The organism is Kitasatospora sp. CB01950 (assembly GCF_001905465.1).
GTDB lineage: Bacteria > Actinomycetota > Actinomycetes > Streptomycetales > Streptomycetaceae > Kitasatospora.
Genome location: NZ_LISX01000017.1, coordinates 93,016 through 108,217, shown reverse-complemented (window position 1 = coordinate 108,217; position 15,202 = coordinate 93,016). Strand labels below are relative to the sequence as shown.

The 15,202-nt window shown below is 73.4% G+C and carries 11 protein-coding genes; 8 read left to right on the top strand and 3 right to left on the bottom strand.

Features of this window, described 5'->3' with window-relative positions; all coding sequences use genetic code 11:
* Positions 1–189: 189 nt before the first annotated feature.
* The 6 genes from AMK19_RS30575 (at position 190) to AMK19_RS30550 (ending at position 10,533) form a co-directional block, all read left to right on the top strand.
* Positions 190–891, top strand: a complete 702-nt coding sequence (locus AMK19_RS30575) for a response regulator transcription factor (RefSeq protein WP_338015825.1) — start codon at positions 190–192, stop codon at positions 889–891.
* Position 892: 1 nt separating this feature from the next.
* Positions 893–2,356 carry a sensor histidine kinase gene (locus AMK19_RS30570; protein WP_073818020.1) on the top strand — a complete coding sequence of 488 codons (1,464 nt, stop codon included), beginning with the start codon at positions 893–895 and terminating at the stop codon, positions 2,354–2,356.
* Between the two features lie 271 nt (positions 2,357–2,627).
* A complete protein-coding gene (locus AMK19_RS30565) occupies positions 2,628–4,169 on the top strand; it encodes a cytochrome ubiquinol oxidase subunit I (protein WP_073818017.1) in 1,542 nt (513 codons plus the stop codon).
* An 11-nt stretch (positions 4,170–4,180) separates the two neighbouring features.
* Positions 4,181–5,185, top strand: coding sequence for a cytochrome d ubiquinol oxidase subunit II (gene cydB / locus AMK19_RS30560; RefSeq protein ID WP_073818015.1), 1,005 nt, complete (start codon positions 4,181–4,183; stop codon positions 5,183–5,185).
* Positions 5,186–5,220: 35 nt separating this feature from the next.
* Entirely contained in the window at positions 5,221–8,655 is a 3,435-nt protein-coding gene (cydD, locus tag AMK19_RS30555; RefSeq protein WP_073818077.1) for a thiol reductant ABC exporter subunit CydD, read from the top strand.
* A 96-nt stretch (positions 8,656–8,751) separates the two neighbouring features.
* On the top strand, positions 8,752–10,533 hold the full coding sequence (locus AMK19_RS30550; RefSeq protein ID WP_073818013.1) for a sensor histidine kinase: 1,782 nt from the start codon (positions 8,752–8,754) through the stop codon (positions 10,531–10,533).
* Positions 10,534–10,540: 7 nt separating this feature from the next.
* Here the strand turns inward: AMK19_RS30550 and AMK19_RS30545 are convergent, their stop codons facing one another.
* The 3 genes from AMK19_RS30545 to AMK19_RS30535 all read right to left on the bottom strand — a co-directional run bounded on the left by AMK19_RS30545 (position 10,541) and on the right by AMK19_RS30535 (position 12,827).
* Entirely contained in the window at positions 10,541–11,353 is an 813-nt protein-coding gene (locus AMK19_RS30545) for an HAD family hydrolase (RefSeq protein ID WP_073818010.1), read from the bottom strand.
* A 65-nt stretch (positions 11,354–11,418) separates the two neighbouring features.
* Positions 11,419–12,330 carry a hypothetical protein gene (locus tag AMK19_RS30540; protein WP_073818008.1) on the bottom strand — a complete coding sequence of 304 codons (912 nt, stop codon included), beginning with the start codon at positions 12,328–12,330 and terminating at the stop codon, positions 11,419–11,421.
* 80 nt (positions 12,331–12,410) lie between these two features.
* Positions 12,411–12,827 carry a hypothetical protein gene (locus AMK19_RS30535; RefSeq protein WP_073818005.1) on the bottom strand — a complete coding sequence of 139 codons (417 nt, stop codon included), beginning with the start codon at positions 12,825–12,827 and terminating at the stop codon, positions 12,411–12,413.
* Positions 12,828–13,089: 262 nt separating this feature from the next.
* Between AMK19_RS30535 and AMK19_RS30530 the strand changes: the two genes are divergently transcribed.
* Together AMK19_RS30530 and AMK19_RS30525 are read left to right on the top strand one after the other, a co-directional pair.
* Positions 13,090–14,079 (top strand): hypothetical protein, encoded by a 990-nt coding sequence (locus AMK19_RS30530; protein ID WP_073818002.1) that lies wholly within the window; start codon positions 13,090–13,092, stop codon positions 14,077–14,079.
* A gap of 223 nt (positions 14,080–14,302) precedes the next feature.
* Positions 14,303–15,172, top strand: coding sequence for a LamG domain-containing protein (locus tag AMK19_RS30525; RefSeq protein WP_073818000.1), 870 nt, complete (start codon positions 14,303–14,305; stop codon positions 15,170–15,172).
* The last annotated feature ends 30 nt before the right edge of the window (positions 15,173–15,202 follow it).

Here is a 15,202-nt window from a genome sequence, read left to right as displayed (position 1 = left end):
GCGTAGCCTGCCCGGACTAGGGTTCTGTCTGACGATGTTCCGTCGGGTGCGCCCGACGGACCTCGTCCGACCGTCCCGGAGACCTCCCGGGCCGGCCCTTTCGTCCTCGCCCAGGAGGCGGAGCAGATCGTGTCAGGCGTAGTGCAGTCGAGCCCGTCGGCGGCGACCCCGGCAGGCGGTGAACCTTTCCTGCTGGTGGTCGACGACGAGCCCAACATTCGCGAACTGCTGTCCGCCAGCCTGCGGTTCTCCGGCTTCCGGGTGGCGTCCGCCGCCACCGGTCAGGAGGCGCTGGACGCCGTCGCCGCCGAGCGCCCCGACCTGGTGGTGCTCGACGTGATGCTGCCCGACCTGGACGGCTTCACCGTCGTCCAGCGGCTGCGCGACCAGACCCAGTGGCCGGGCAGCCCCGAGCACGTCCCGGTGCTGTTCCTGACCGCCAAGGACGGCACCGGCGACAAGGTCCAGGGCCTGGCCGTCGGCGCCGACGACTACGTCACCAAGCCGTTCAGCCTGGAGGAGCTGATCGCCCGGATCCGGGCGATCCTGCGCCGGGCCGGCGGCCCCGCCGACGACGGCCGCCTGGTGGTGGCCGACCTCACCCTCGACCCGACCGCCCACGAGGTCACCCGCGGCGGCGTCCCGGTCTCGCTCTCCCCCACCGAGTTCAAGCTGCTGCACTACCTGATGGCCAACGTCGGCCGGGTGGTCTCCAAGGCACAGATCCTCGACCACGTGTGGGCGTACGACTTCGGCGGCGACCTGTCCATCGTCGAGTCGTACATCTCCTACCTGCGCCGCAAGCTCGACTCCGGCCCGGCGCACGGCCCCAAGCTGATCCACACCGTGCGCGGCATCGGCTACGCACTGCGCCGCCCGCCGAACAGCTGAGATGGCGCGCTTCTCGCTGCGGGTCCGACTGCTGGTGCTGGCGCTGCTGCTGGTCACCACCGGACTGGTGGTCAGCGACACACTGGTCCTCGGCGTCGTCCGCGGCCAACTGGTCGAGCGGGCCGACCAGCAGCTGGAGCGCTACGCCGAACCGCTGTCGCGGCGCGCGCCGACCCGCCAGCAGCCCCCGGTGTCGGTGTTCAGCCCGCAGACGCTGAGCCGCCGCACCGGCCAGGCGCTGCCCAGCGAGTACGTGGTGCGCTACCTGGCCGCGGACGGCTCCGTGCTGTCGGTGCTGCGCCAGCCGCTGACCGACTCCGAACCCGCCCCGCAGCTGCCCGTGCTGACCGCCGCCGCGCTGGCCAGGTGGGAGACCGAGCCGTTCACCGCGAAGGTGCCGCGCGGCAGCGAGTGGCGCTCCCTGGTGCTGCCGCTGCAGCGCACCGTCGCCACCGACTTCGGCTCGCCGCGGTACGTGCAGGTCGCGGTGCCGCTGGACGACGTGCAGGCCACCATCAAGCATCTGCGCACCACCTTCTTCACCATCGGCGGCGCGCTGCTGGTGGGCCTGGCCGGCCTCGGGGCCCTCGCGGTGCGGGCCGGGCTGCGGCCGCTGCGCCAACTGGAGGCCGGCGCACAGCGGATAGCCGACGGCGACCTGTCGCACCGGATGCCGGAACTGCCCGCCCGCACCGAGGTGGGCCGGCTGTCCGCGGCGCTGAACCGGATGCTCACCGACATCGAGACGGCCTTCGCCGACCGGGCCGCCTCCGAACGCCGGATGCGCCGCTTCGTCGCCGACGCCTCGCACGAGCTGCGCACCCCGCTGGCGGGCATCCGCGGCTTCGCCGAACTGCACCGGATGGGCGCGCTGGACGACGTCGACCGGGCGATGGACCGGATCGAGTCCGAGGCGGTCCGGATGGGCGGCCTGGTCGAGGACCTGCTGATGCTGGCCCGGCTGGACGAGGAACGCCCGCTGGACCTCGCCCCGATGGACCTGCGGACGCTGGCCGCCGACGCCCTGCACGACCTGACCGCGCTGGACCCCGGCCGCCCGGTGTCGCTGACCGGCCCGCACGGCGAGGGCGCCCCGCAGCCCGCGCCGGTGCTCGGCGACGAGGCCCGGCTGCGCCAGGTGGTGACCAACCTGGTGGGCAACGCGGTCAAGCACACCCCGCAGGGCACCGCGGTGCGGATCGGGGTGGGCCGGGTGGACGGTAGCTGCCTGCTGGAGGTGGCCGACCTGGGCCCCGGCATGACGGAGGAGCAGGCGGCACTGGTGTTCGAACGCTTCTACCGGGTGGACGCCTCCCGGACCCGCCGGGCCGGCGAGGGCGGGGGAGCGGGCCTGGGCCTGGCGATCGCCTCGGCGCTGGTGTCCGCGCACGGTGGCGAGCTGAGCCTGCGCACCGCGCCGGGCGACGGTGCGGCCTTCAGAATGAGCCTGCCGCACCAGCACTGACCTGGGCTGATGCCCAGTCAGTGAGGTCACTGTCAAGCGCCGTTCGGTACAGCGACGGTTCCCCGGCGGCGGCTTGTGAGCGATCGAGCGGGCATCGGATCATCTGACTGTCGCAGTCACCCCCCCCGTGCGAATGCACTGATAAGCATCATGGATACTGCTCTTGTGAACGTGTTCACGTTCACAAGCGGACAAGCTTGGGCAGGTTCGGCACGACCCCGTGCTAAATATGCTTTTTGTCTGTTATGCACATCCTGTGAGAGAGGGCGCAGTGGACCTAGCAGTCGCTCACGAGACCATCTCGCGATGGCAGTTCGGCATCACCACCGTCTACCACTTCCTCTTCGTCCCGCTGACGATCAGCCTGGCCTCGATCGTCGCCGGCCTGCAGACGGCCTGGGTGCGCACGGGCAAGGAGAAGTACTTCCACGCCACCAAGTTCTGGGGCAAGCTCTTCCTGATCAACATCGCCATGGGCGTGGTCACCGGCATCGTCCAGGAGTTCCAGTTCGGCATGAACTGGTCCGACTACTCCCGCTTCGTCGGCGACGTGTTCGGCGCCCCGCTGGCGATGGAGGCGCTGATCGCCTTCTTCTTCGAGTCCACCTTCATCGGCCTGTGGATCTTCGGCTGGGACAGGCTGCCGAAGAAGATCCACCTCGCCTGCATCTGGATGGTCGCGATCGGCACGGCGCTGTCCGCGTACTTCATCCTGGCCGCCAACTCCTGGATGCAGCACCCGGTCGGCTACCGGATCGACCCCGTCACCGGCAAGGCCCAACTCACCGACATCGTCCGGGTACTGACCCAGAACACCACCCTGGTGCAGGTCTTCCACACCCTCACCGCCGCCTTCCTCACCGGCGCGGCCTTCGTGGTCGGCATCGCCAGCTTCCACCTGTGGCGCGCCAAGCAGGGCAAGCAGCCCGACAAGCGCAAGACCGCCGCGATGCGCACCTCGCTCCGGGTCGGCCTGGCCATCGCCGTGGTCGCCGGCCTCGGCACCGCGATCAGCGGCGACACCCTCGGCAAGGTGATGTTCGAGCAGCAGCCGATGAAGATGGCCGCCGCCGAAGCCCTCTGGGAGACCCAGGCCCCCGCCCCGTTCTCGGTGTTCGCCGTCGGCGACGTCTCCAAGGGCCACAACTCGGTCGCCCTGGAGATCCCCGGAATACTGTCCTTCCTCGCGCACAACGACTTCTCGTCCGAAGTCCCCGGCATCAACGACATCGCCGCCGCCGAGGTCGCCCAGCACGGCGGGCAGCCCACCGACTACATCCCCAACATCTTCGTCACCTACTGGGGATTCCGGCTGATGATCGGCTTCGGCATGACGTCCTTCGTCGCCGCGCTGATCGGCCTGTGGACCACCCGCCGCAGGTTCTGGCTGGCCCCCGAACACCGCACCGGCGAGGACGAGCCGCCGAAGCTGATGCTCACCAAGAACCGTGAGATGAACGTCTTCTTCACCCGGTGGAGCTGGCGGATCGGCATCTTCACCATGGGCTTCCCGCTGCTCGCCAACAGCTTCGGCTGGATCTTCACCGAGATGGGCCGCCAGCCCTGGGTGGTGTTCGGCCTGATGCGCACCCGGGACGCGGTCTCCCCCAACGTCACCATCGGCACCCAGGTGTTCGGCCTGGTCACCCTGACCGCCCTGTACGCGATCCTCGCCGTGATCGAGGTCGGGCTGCTCACCAAGTACGCCGCCGCCGGCCCGAACACCGACGAGAAGCCGCCCGCCAAGGACCCGACCCTGCGCGGCCCCTCGGACGACGAGGACGCCGACCAGCCGCTCGCCTTCGCGTACTGAGGACGGATCACATGCACCTGCACGACCTCTGGTTCATCCTGATCGCCGTCCTGTGGATCGGATACTTCTTCCTCGAAGGCTTCGACTTCGGCATCGGCATCCTCACCCGGCTGCTGGCCCGCAACACCGCCGAACGCCGCGTCCTGATCAACACCATCGGCCCGGTCTGGGACGGCAACGAGGTGTGGCTGCTCACCGCCGGCGGCGCCACCTTCGCGGCCTTCCCCGACTGGTACGCCACCCTGTTCAGCGGCTTCTTCATCCCGCTGCTGGCCATCCTGGTCTGCCTGATCGTCCGCGGCGTCTCCTTCGAGTACCGGCACCAGCGCGAGAGCCGGCGCTGGCAGCGCAACTGGGAACTCGCCATCTTCTGGACCTCCCTGCTGCCGTCCTTCCTGTGGGGCGTCGCCTTCGCCAACATCGTGCGCGGCGTCGCCATCGACCAGGACAAGAACTACGTCGGCACCCTCTGGGACCTGCTCAACCCGTACGCGCTGCTCGGCGGACTCACCACCCTGGTGCTGTTCACCTTCCACGGCGCGGTGTTCGCCGCGCTGAAGACCAGCGGCGACATCCGGCACCGGGCCCGCGTCCAGGCCACCGTGCTCGGACTGGTCCTGGCGCTGCTCGCGGCGGCCTTCCTGATCTGGACCCAGATCGACTCCGGCAACCACTGGAGCCTGGCCGCACTGATCGTCGCGGTGCTCGCCCTGGTCGCGGCGCTCGGCGCCAACCAGGCCGGCCGCGAGGGCTGGGCGTTCGGCTTCAGCGGCCTGACCATCGTCGCCGCCGTCGGCATGCTGTTCCTGTCGCTGTTCCCCGACGTGATGCCGTCCACCCTGAACCCGGACTGGTCGCTGACCGTCACCAACTCCTCGTCCTCGGGCTACACGCTCAAGGTGATGACCGTCGTCGCGCTGGTCTTCACCCCACTCGTGCTGCTCTACCAGGGCTGGACGTACTGGGTCTTCCGCCGCCGGATCGGCGTCCAGAACATTCCCGCCGCCCACCACTGAGCCAGGAGCGACCTCTGATGGACAGCCGGCAGCGGATGCGCCCGATCGACCCGCGGCTGCTGGCCTACGCCCGCACCACCCGCGCCTTCCTCGCCGGATCCGTGATCCTCGGCGGGGTGGGCGCGGCCCTGCTGGTCGCGCAGGCCGCACTGATCGCCGACCTGGTGGTCCGCGCGTTCCAGCGCGGCCAGTCCCCACTGTGGGGGCCGCTGCTCGGCCTCGCCGCCGTCACCCTCGGCCGGGCGCTGGTCGCCTGGCTGACCGAACTCACCGCGCACCGCTCGGTCGCCACCGTCAAGTCCACGCTGCGCCGCCGACTGCTCGACCACGCCACCGCGCTCGGCCCCGGCTACCTCACCGGCCGCCGCACCGGCGACCTGGCCACCCTCGCCACCCGCGGCGTCGACGCCCTCGACGACTACTTCGCCCGCTACCTGCCGCAACTGGCCCTCGCCGTCGTCGTCCCGCTCGTCGTGCTCGCCCGGATCCTCGGCGCCGACTGGGAGTCCGCCGCGATCATCTGCGTGACGCTGCCGCTGATCCCGCTGTTCATGATCCTCATCGGCTACGCCACCCAGGCCCGCACCGACCGCCAGTTCGCCGGCCTGTCCCGGCTCTCCCACCACTTCCTCGACGTGGTCGCCGGACTGCCCACCCTCAAGGTCTTCGGCCGCGCCAAGGCCCAGGCCGCCGCCATCGGCCGGATCACCGAGGACTACCGCCGCGCCACCATGCGCACCCTGCGGCTCGCCTTCGTCTCGTCCTTCGCACTGGAACTGCTCTCCACCCTCTCCGTCGCCCTGGTCGCCGTCTCCATCGGCTTCCGGCTGGTGGGCGGCTCCCTCGACCTGGAGACCGGCCTGCTGGTGCTGGTCCTCGCCCCCGAGGTCTACCTGCCGCTGCGCCAGGTCGGCACGCTCTACCACTCCAGCGCCGAGGGCCTGGCCGCCGCCGGGAAGATCTTCGAGGTGCTGGAGACCCCGCTGCCCGAGGGCGGCCGCCGCCCCGCCCCGCCGGTGGCCGGCGCCGACATCCGGATCGAGGGCCTGACGGTCCGCCACGAAGGCCGCGCCGAGGACGCCCTGCACGACGTCTCGCTGGTCGTCCCCGCCGGGCGCACCACCGTGGTCACCGGGCCCAGCGGCGCCGGCAAGACCACCCTGGTGAACGTCCTGCTCGGCTTCGTCCGACCGGACGCCGGACGCGTGCTGATCGGCGACCAGCCGCTCGCCGACACCGACCTCGCCAGCTGGCACGCCCGGATCGCCTGGGTCCCGCAGCACCCCCACCTGTTCGCCGGCACCGTCGCCGAGAACGTCCGCCTCGCCCGGCCCGACGCCACCGACACCGAACTCGCCGCCGCGCTCGCCGCCGCCCAGGTCGACTTCGCCGACCCCGGCACCCGGCTCGCCGAGAACGGCCACGGCCTGTCCGCCGGCCAGCGCCAGCGCCTCGCCCTCGCCCGCGCGCTGCTCGCCGACCGGCCGCTGCTGGTCCTGGACGAACCCACCGCGCACCTCGACCCCGTCACCGAGGCCGCGCTGCTGGAGACCCTCGGCCGACTCGACCGGACGGTGCTGCTGATCACCCACCGGCCCGCGCTGATCGGCCTCGCCGACCACCACGTGCGGCTGCCCGGCGCGGCGGCCGGCCCCGCGCCTGCGGCGCTCCCCGCTCCGGGGCCCGCCGGGACCGGGCCGGCGCCGCGAGCCGCGGACACCGCGACGGCCGGGCCGGCGCCCGCCGCCACGAAGCCCCGGCTGTGGCCCGCCGTGCTGCTCGGCTCGCTCGCCCTCGGCTGCGCCGTCGCACTGATGGGCACCTCCGGCTGGCTGATCTCCCGGGCCTCGCAGATGCCGCCCGTGCTGTACCTGATGGTGGCCGTCACCTCGGTCCGGGCGTTCGGCATCGGCCGCAGCGTGTTCCGCTACGCCGAGCGGCTGGTCTCGCACGACGCCGTGCTGAAGGCCCTCGGCGGGATCCGCACCGCCGTCTACCGCCGCCTCGAACAGCTCGCCCCCGCCGGACTCCCCCAGTTCCGGCGCGGCGACCTGCTGTCCCGGCTGGTCGCCGACGTGGACGCCGTGCAGGACTTCCACCTGCGCTGGCGGCTGCCCGCCGCGACCGCCGCCGTGGTGTCGCTGGCCGCCTCCGCCGCGCTCGCCGCGTTCCTGCCGCTCGCCGGACTGGTGCTCGCCCTCGGCCTGCTGCTCGCCGGGGCCGCCGTCCCCGCGCTGGAGCGCCTGATCTCCGGCCGCACCGAACGCCGGCACGCCCCCGCCAAGGGCGAACTGGCCACCGCCGTCCTCGACACCCTGACCGGTACCGCCGAACTGACCGTCGCCGGGGCCCTCCCGGACCGGCTGCGCGCCACCCGCGGCGCCGACGCCGCGCTGACCCGGCTGGCCGGGCGCTCCGCCGCGTCCGGCGCGCTCTCCGCGGGCCTGGTCGCGCTGGTCTCCGGCCTCACCGTGGTGGCCGCCGCGGCCGTCGGCGTGCGCGGCGTCGCGTCCGGCGCGCTGCCGGGCGTCTGCCTGGCCGTCGTGGTGCTGACGCCGCTCGCCGCGTTCGAGGCGGTCGTCGGGATGCCCACCGCGGTGCGCTTCCGGGAACGCGCCCGGGCCTCCCGGGAACGCCTCGACGAGGTGCTCGACACCCCGCTGCCGGTGGCCGAACCCGCCTCGCCCGCGCCGCTGCCCGACACTCAACTCCCGGTCGTGGTCAGTAACTTGACGGCCCGCTGGCCGGGGTCGGCGCGCGACGCGCTGTGCGGCGTCGACCTGGAACTGCGGCCCGGCCGGCGGGTCGCGGTGGTCGGCCCGTCCGGCTCCGGCAAGACCACGCTCGCGCACGTGCTGCTGCGCTTCCTCGAACCGGCCGGAGGCTCCGTGCGGCTCGCCGGCACCCTGGACACCCGCGAGCTCGCGGGCGAGGACGTCCGCCGGGTGATCGGCCTGTGCGCGCAGGACGCGCACGTCTTCGACAGCTCGGTGCGGGAGAACCTCCGCCTGGCCCGCCCCGACGCCGACGAGACGCAGCTGCGCGCCGCGCTCGCCCGGGCCCGCCTGCTCGACTGGGTGGACGGCCTCCCCGACGGCCTGGACACCATGGTCGGCGAACACGGCGCCCGGCTCTCCGGCGGCCAGCGCCAGCGCCTCGCGCTGGCCCGCGCACTGCTCGCCGACTTCCCCGTCCTGGTGCTGGACGAGCCCGCCGAACACCTCGACGTGGTCACCGCCGACGCGCTCACCGCCGACCTGCTGGCCGCCACCGAGGGCCGCACCACCCTGCTGATCACCCACCGGCTGGCCGGCCTCGACGACAGCAGCGTCGACGAGGTGCTGGTGCTGGACGACGGCCGGGTGGTCGAACGCGGCCCCTGGTCGGAACTGGCGGACCGGCCCGACGGCCGGCTGGCCGCGATGCTGGCCCGCGAACGGACCGGCGAGCAGCACCGGGTGGCCGCCTGAGCGGAGGATTTCTCGTCCGACAGGCTCGTCCGACAGGTCCGACGTTGCGCTGACCCGAATACCGGACGAACAGGGACGAACGGGCACACTGGTGGCATGGATCAGCCGGCCGCCGAGAACGGTCCACCGCGCATTCCCGAGATCTCCTCGCTCGGGCTCGACACCCTGGTCACCGAGGTCTCCGAACGGCTGCAGTCCGCCGCCGCGGTGGCCGACCGGATGCAGCGCCTGCTGGAGGCCGTGGTCTCGGTCGGCGCCAACCTCGACCCGCACACCACCCTGCAGCGGATCGCCTCCGGCGCCGCCGAACTGGTCGACGCCCGGTACGCCGCGCTCGGCGTGGTCAACCCGCACGGCAGCGGCCTGTCCGACTTCATCCACATCGGCGTCGACGATGCCACCGCCCGCCGGATCGGCCGGCTGCCCACCGGACGCGGCATCCTCGGCGCGCTCATCGACGACCCGCGGCCGCTGCGGCTGACCGACCTCTCCACCGACCCGCGCTCGGTCGGCTTCCCGCCCGCGCACCCGCCGATGGTGTCCTTCCTGGGCGTGCCGATCCGGGTCCGCGGCGAAGTGTTCGGCAACCTCTACCTGACCGAGAAGCAGGGCGGCGGCGCGTTCACCCCCGAGGACGAGCAGGTGGTGCTGGCGCTGGCCGCCGCCGCGGGCGTCGCGATCGAGAATTCCCGACTGTACGAGGAGGGCCGGCGCCGCGAACGCTGGATCACCGCCGCGGCCGCCGTCACCACCTCGCTGCTCTCCACCGACGAGGCGCGGATCGCGCTGACCGTCGCCGCCGAACAGGTCCGCGAACTCGCCGAGGGCGCGCTCGGCATGGTCCTGCTGCCGGCCGGCGAGGACCGGATGCGGGTCGCGTACGCCTCCGGGGAACGCGCCGACTACCTCACCGGCGAACTGCTCCCCGAACACGGTCTCGCCCCTCGACTACTGGCCGGTGAACCCGTCCACCAGGACGACCCGACGGCCGCGACCGGCGCGGCCACGGACAGTCAGTTCGACCGGCTGGCACGGGAGTTCGGGCCCTGCCTGGCCGTGCCGATGGTCTCCGCGGGTCGGGTGCTGGGCGCGCTCTGCGTCTGGCGCGAAGCCGGCACCGCGCCCTTCACCGGCACCGAACAGCAACTCGCCCAGACCTTCGCCTCGCAGGCCGCGCTGGCCCTGCGACTCGCCGAGTACCAGCTCAACCAGCAGCGCCTGGCGGTCTTCCAGGACCGCGACCGGATCGCCCGCGACCTGCACGACCTGGTCATCCAACGCCTCTTCGCCACCGGCATGATGCTGGAGTCCGCCGCCCGCCGGGCCGTCGTCCCCGAGGTGCAGGAGCGCGTCGGACAGGCCGTCGACGAACTCGACGCCACCATCCAGGAAGTCCGCACCACCATCTACGCCCTCCAGCACGGCGACACCGACGACGAACCCGACACCCTGCGCACCCGCGTCCTTCGCGAGGGCAGCCAGGCCGCGGCGGCCCTCGGCTTCCGGCCCTCGATCACCTTCACCGGCCCGGTGGAGAGCCTGGTCGGCGAACAGGCCTCCCGCCAACTCCTCGCCGCGCTGCGGGAGATGCTCTCCAACACCGCCCGCCACGCCCGCGCCTCGCGGGTCTCCGTCGAGGTCGACGCCACCGTCCACCTCGGCCCCGACGGGCGCCCCGTCGCCCCCGGCCCCAGCTGCCCCGGCCTTCCCGGCGTCCTGCTCACCGTCACCGACGACGGCATCGGCATCCCCGCCAACGGCCGACGCTCCGGCCTCCGCAACCTCACCCGGCGCGCCGAAGCCCTCGGCGGCGACGCCTGGCACGAACCCGGCCCCCACGCCAAGGGTGCCAGGGTCCGCTGGACGGCCCGGCTGTGACGAGCCGTCAGAGCAGGGTTTCGATGACGGCCGCGACGCCGTCGTGTGCGTTGCTGACGGTGTGGCGGGTGACGGAGGCGAGGACGAGGGGGTGGGCGTTGGCGACGGCGTAGGACTGGCCGGCCCAGGCGAGCATGTCGAGGTCGTTGGGCATGTCGCCGAAGGCGACGACCTCGGTGGCGTCGATGCCGTGCTGGGCGCACCAGCGGGCGAGGCTGCTGGCCTTGGTGACGCCCGGGGCGCTGATCTCGATCAGCGGGATGGGGCTGGAGCGGGTGACTTCGGCGAGGGGGCCGACGGCGGCGCGGGCGCGGTCGAGGAACTCGTCGGGGGAGAGGTCGGGGTGCTTGCCGAGCAGCTTGAACAGGCCGTTCACGCGGCCGGAGGCGAGGAGTTCGGCGGCCGGGCCGACCGGGTGGTCGTTGTCGGACTCGCCCATGAAGACGGTGTACCCGGGCTCCCGCGCGAAGCCCTCCGGGAACTCGAACGCGAAGGCGGTGTCGGGGAGTTCGGCGCGCAGCCGGTCCACGACGGCGAGCGTGTCGGCGAGGTCCAGCGGGCTGGTCTCCAGCAGTTCGCCGCGCCGGACGTCGACCACCGCGCCGCCGTTGGAACAGATCGCCACGCCGTGGCCGCCGATGTGCGGACCCAGGTGGCGCATCCAGCGCGGCGGGCGGCCGGTGACGAAGACCACCTGCACCCCGGCTGCCTCGGCGGCGGCCAGCGCGGCCGCCGTCCGGGTGGAGACCGTCCCGCCGGGGCACAGCAGGGTGCCGTCGAGGTCGGTGGCGATCAGGCGGGGGCGCGGGGAGGCGGTCATCCGTCCATCTTCGCGCACTCGTGCGAGAACCCGCCCCGACCCGGGTCGGGGCGGGCCCGGGGCGGTCAGGCGGCGACGTTCAGGGTGATCGCCGCGGTGTGCAGGGTGCCGCCGGTCCGGAACTGGAGGAACAGCCGCCAGTCGCCGGGCTTCGGCAGTTCGGCGTGGAACGCCAGGGTCGGGCCGCCGCCGGCCCCGGTGGCGGCCGCGCCCTCCGGGTGGAGGTGGGCGAACGCCTGGTCGCCGGCGTGGAAGGCGGTGAGGTGCGCGTACGTCTCCAGGTAGGGCTCCAGGTCGGTGACGGGCCTGCCGTCCTTGGCGACGGTGACGGTCAGCTCCCCGGCGGCGCCGGCCTTCGGCGCACCGGCCACCGTCACGGTGTACCCGTCGACGGTGGCGCCGGTCGCGGCCGCCGGCAGCGGCACCGGCTCGGCCTGCCCGGCCACCGTGGCGGTGCGGCTGAGCACCAGGCCGGTGCCCTTGCCGCTGCCCGCGCCGGGGATGAACGAGGCGTACATCCGCCACTCGCCGGGCGGCAGGGCGGCCAGCGGGGCCGTCCAGGTGCCGTCGGCGGAGCGCGTCGGGTGCAGGTGCTGGAAGCCGGACAGGTCGGAGCGGATCGCGTAGAAGTGCATCTCCTTGGTCTGCTCGGGCTGGTACTCGGTGAGCACCTTGCCGTCCGGGCCGGTCACGGTGAACCGGTACTCGGTGCCGGCGAGGCTGCCCTCCAGGCGGTAGCCGCCCTGTTCGGCGGCGAGCCCGTTCGCGCCGTGGTCCATGCCGGGCATGCCCGCCATGCCGTCCGGGCCGTGGCTCATGCCGGGCATGTCGTGGTCGGCGGTGGTGGCGGAGGGCGCGGCGCCGTGGTCCATGCCGGGCATCGGGTCGCTGCCGCAGGCGGCCAGCGTGAGGGCGAGCGCGGCGGCGGCCGCGGCGGTGAGCAGGGCGCGGCGGGTGGTCGTGGTGGTGCGGGTCATCGGAGTTCGCTCCAAGGTGCGCGGTTCGCGGGCAGGACGCGGCGCCCGGCGGCCCTCGACGGGGCGGCCGGGTGGCGTTCTCACCTGCGGGCGACGCAGATCCGGAGCAGCAGGTCCCGCCCGCCGTCCGGCGGCGCCCGGCCGCCCCCGGCAGCGGTCGCGTGGAGCGGGTCGGCCGCAACGGGCTGCGGGTGGCTCCACGGCACGGCGGCGGGCGGGGCGGTGTGCGGCAGCCGGTCGCGGGCCGGGGTGGCGAGGCAGTCGACGGCCGCACCCTCGTGCGCGCCCGGCGCACGAACGGCGGCCCGGGCGCTCCCCTCGTCGGCGTGCGCCGCCGTGTGGTGGGCGGCGGCCGGGGACTCCGTCGTCCGGTGACAGCCGGCGGCGCTCGCCGGGCTCCCGTGCATCAGGAACAGCCCGAGCAGCAGGGCGCACAGCACCGCCCACCGGGCGACCGTCCGCCCGGCGGGATCGCTTGCCCGCCCCGTCCGTTCCATCCGGGCAACCATACCCCCACCCCGTATCTGCACAGGTCAGCGCCCACGGGGTCCCGCCGGTGGCGGACGATGCCTCAACTCCGTTGCACGGCACGCTGGGTCGGGTGCGATCGGCTGTTGCTGTTCGGTGGCGAATCATCGATCTGGACCGAACATCCGGACGACAGAATTTTCTCAACGGCGCTCGCCGGGCCAAGCGCAACGAACGCGAGCACACGCCGCGACCACCACTCACCGTCATCAGTTCCGGGGGGAACCACCGATGTCCATCCGCCGCCGCCGCAACCGCCTCGCTGTTCTTGCCGCCACCGTCGTGCTCGGCGCCACCGTCCCCGTCCTCGGCGGGGCGACCAACGCCTGGGCCGACTGTGGCGACACGGCGCCGGCCGCCGCGGCGGCCGCGCCCGCATCCGCGCCTGCCTTGTCCGCGCCGGCGTCCGCGCCCGCTTCGTCCGCCCCGGCGTCCGCGCCCGCCTCCTCCCCGGCCGCTTCCGCTCCGGCGGCGACCCCGAAGCCGGAGCTTGCGATGTGGATCGAGGGCGACAAGGTCACCGCAGGCGGTGCCCCGCTGGTGTTCGGCGTCCAGATCCGCAACACCGGCACGGGCACCCTCAAGGGCGCGGTGCCGTTCCCCACTTTCTACAACGAGGCCGGCGCCGGCCTGCCCGGCGTCCTGCAGCCGGAGGACCTGGTGCTGGAGGTCTTGCACCAGGGCGAGTGGAAGACCATCGCGCTGAAGCCCGGCTGCGACCCGGTGCTGCGCGGCGACTACTCCTTCCTCGCCACCGACGTGGAGCCGGGCGGCGCGACCCGGGTGCAGTTCCGACTCTCCGTCACCTCGCACTCCAATGCGGCGCAGAAGCAGGTCGACATCCGGGTCGGCCTCCAGAACATGACCGCCGACCTTCCCTTCATCCCGCACTTCACCGCGCCGATCGTCCACCCGGGCGCCCCGAGCTCCCCGGCGCCCACCGCCGGCACCGGGACCCCGAGCACCCCGCCCGCCACCCCGTCGACGTCGGCCGGCCCGTCGGCGTCGGCCGGCCCGGTGCAGAGCTCGGGTCCGGCCGTCGTCCCGGCCGGGTACATCGAGTCGACCCCGGGCTCCACGCCGGTCGGCACCGAGAACCTGGCGTCCACCGGTGGCGGCTCCGACGCGACCCCGCTGCTGATCGGCGGCACCGCCCTTGTGCTGCTCGGCGCCGGCGCGGTCACGCTGTCCGCCCGCCGCCGGTCGGCCCACCGAGGCTGATCGAAATCGAGTCAACTCCCGCCGCCCCGAGCACCGTTACGGTGCTCGGGGTGGAGTGCTGCGGGGCGTTCCGGTTCGCGTGTTCGAACCGGGCCACCTAGAGTTCCGCCGACAAGCAGGCGTACGGATCGGGGAGAACGTGGCTGGCAGGCGGGCAGCGGGGAACGCGGGCGCGACCAGAGAGCCGGTGGTCGGGGGAGCGGAAGCGGCGTACTGGCGGACGATGGCGGAGGCCGACGCGCGGGAGGAACGCCGTAAGCGGACCGTCCGCATCACCGCCGTGGCCACCGGTCTGGTGACGGCCGGCGCGATGGTCGCCGTCGCGGTGATGGTGCAGGACAAGGGCGACGGTCCGGCCATGCCCAAGGCCGCGCAGGTCGGCGCCGCACCGTCCGCCAAGCAGTCCGCGAACGCCAACGCCGCCCAGGGGGGCCAGGGCGGCAAGGGCGACGCGGCCGCGGACGCCGCCCCGGTGCCCGGGCTGAAGCTCGGCACCGCCGCGAAGGTGGGCGCCGCCGACGGCCGCGACGGCAAGGCGCTGCAACTGGTCGGCAGCGGCGACGGCTACGCCGAGGCCGCCGACGCGTCCGTCGACACCACGAAGGACTTCACCGTCTCCGCGGTGGTCCGCAACGACGCCGCGAGCGCGTCCAAGGCGGCGCTGTCGCAGAACAGCGAACAGTTCTTCTCCTTCTACCTGGGCCGCGAGGACGCCGGGACCAACAAGAACCGCTGGGTCTTCAAGGTGCAGACCGCCAACGAGGCCGGCAAGAGCGCGCTGGCGGTCTCCACCGCGACCGCCGCCACCGGCCAGTGGACCACCCTGACCGGCGTCTACAACGCCAAGGCCAAGAGCATCTCGCTGTACGTGGACGGCGCCCTCGCCCAGACCACCGCCGCGCCGTCGATCGTCCACGGCACCGGCCCGCTGGAGCTCGGCCGGGCCCGCTACAAGGCGCAGTGGGCGGACGCCTGGAACGGCTCGATCACCGGCGTCCAGGTCTGGAAGAAGGCGCTGACGGCCGACCAGGTCTCCAAGGCCGCCACCGGCAAGTCCGCCGAGACGCCGGCCGCGAACCTGCTCGGCTCCTGAGGGGCCAGGCACGCGAAGGGGGCCGGCGGA

What these genes read in the sequence shown, in the direction of transcription:
- AMK19_RS30570 (WP_073818020.1), top strand. Translation starts at nt 893, where the DNA reads ATGGCGCGCTTCTCGCTGCGGGTCCGACTGCTGGTGCTGGCGCTGCTG.
- cydB (WP_073818015.1), top strand. Translation starts at nt 4,181, where the DNA reads ATGCACCTGCACGACCTCTGGTTCATCCTGATCGCCGTCCTGTGGATC.
- cydD (WP_073818077.1), top strand. Translation starts at nt 5,221, where the DNA reads ATGCGCCCGATCGACCCGCGGCTGCTGGCCTACGCCCGCACCACCCGC.
- AMK19_RS30550 (WP_073818013.1), top strand. Translation starts at nt 8,752, where the DNA reads ATGGATCAGCCGGCCGCCGAGAACGGTCCACCGCGCATTCCCGAGATC.
- AMK19_RS30545 (WP_073818010.1), bottom strand. Translation starts at nt 11,353, where the DNA reads ATGACCGCCTCCCCGCGCCCCCGCCTGATCGCCACCGACCTCGACGGC.
- AMK19_RS30540 (WP_073818008.1), bottom strand. Translation starts at nt 12,330, where the DNA reads ATGACCCGCACCACCACGACCACCCGCCGCGCCCTGCTCACCGCCGCG.
- AMK19_RS30535 (WP_073818005.1), bottom strand. Translation starts at nt 12,827, where the DNA reads ATGGAACGGACGGGGCGGGCAAGCGATCCCGCCGGGCGGACGGTCGCC.
- AMK19_RS30530 (WP_073818002.1), top strand. Translation starts at nt 13,090, where the DNA reads ATGTCCATCCGCCGCCGCCGCAACCGCCTCGCTGTTCTTGCCGCCACC.
- AMK19_RS30525 (WP_073818000.1), top strand. Translation starts at nt 14,303, where the DNA reads ATGGCGGAGGCCGACGCGCGGGAGGAACGCCGTAAGCGGACCGTCCGC.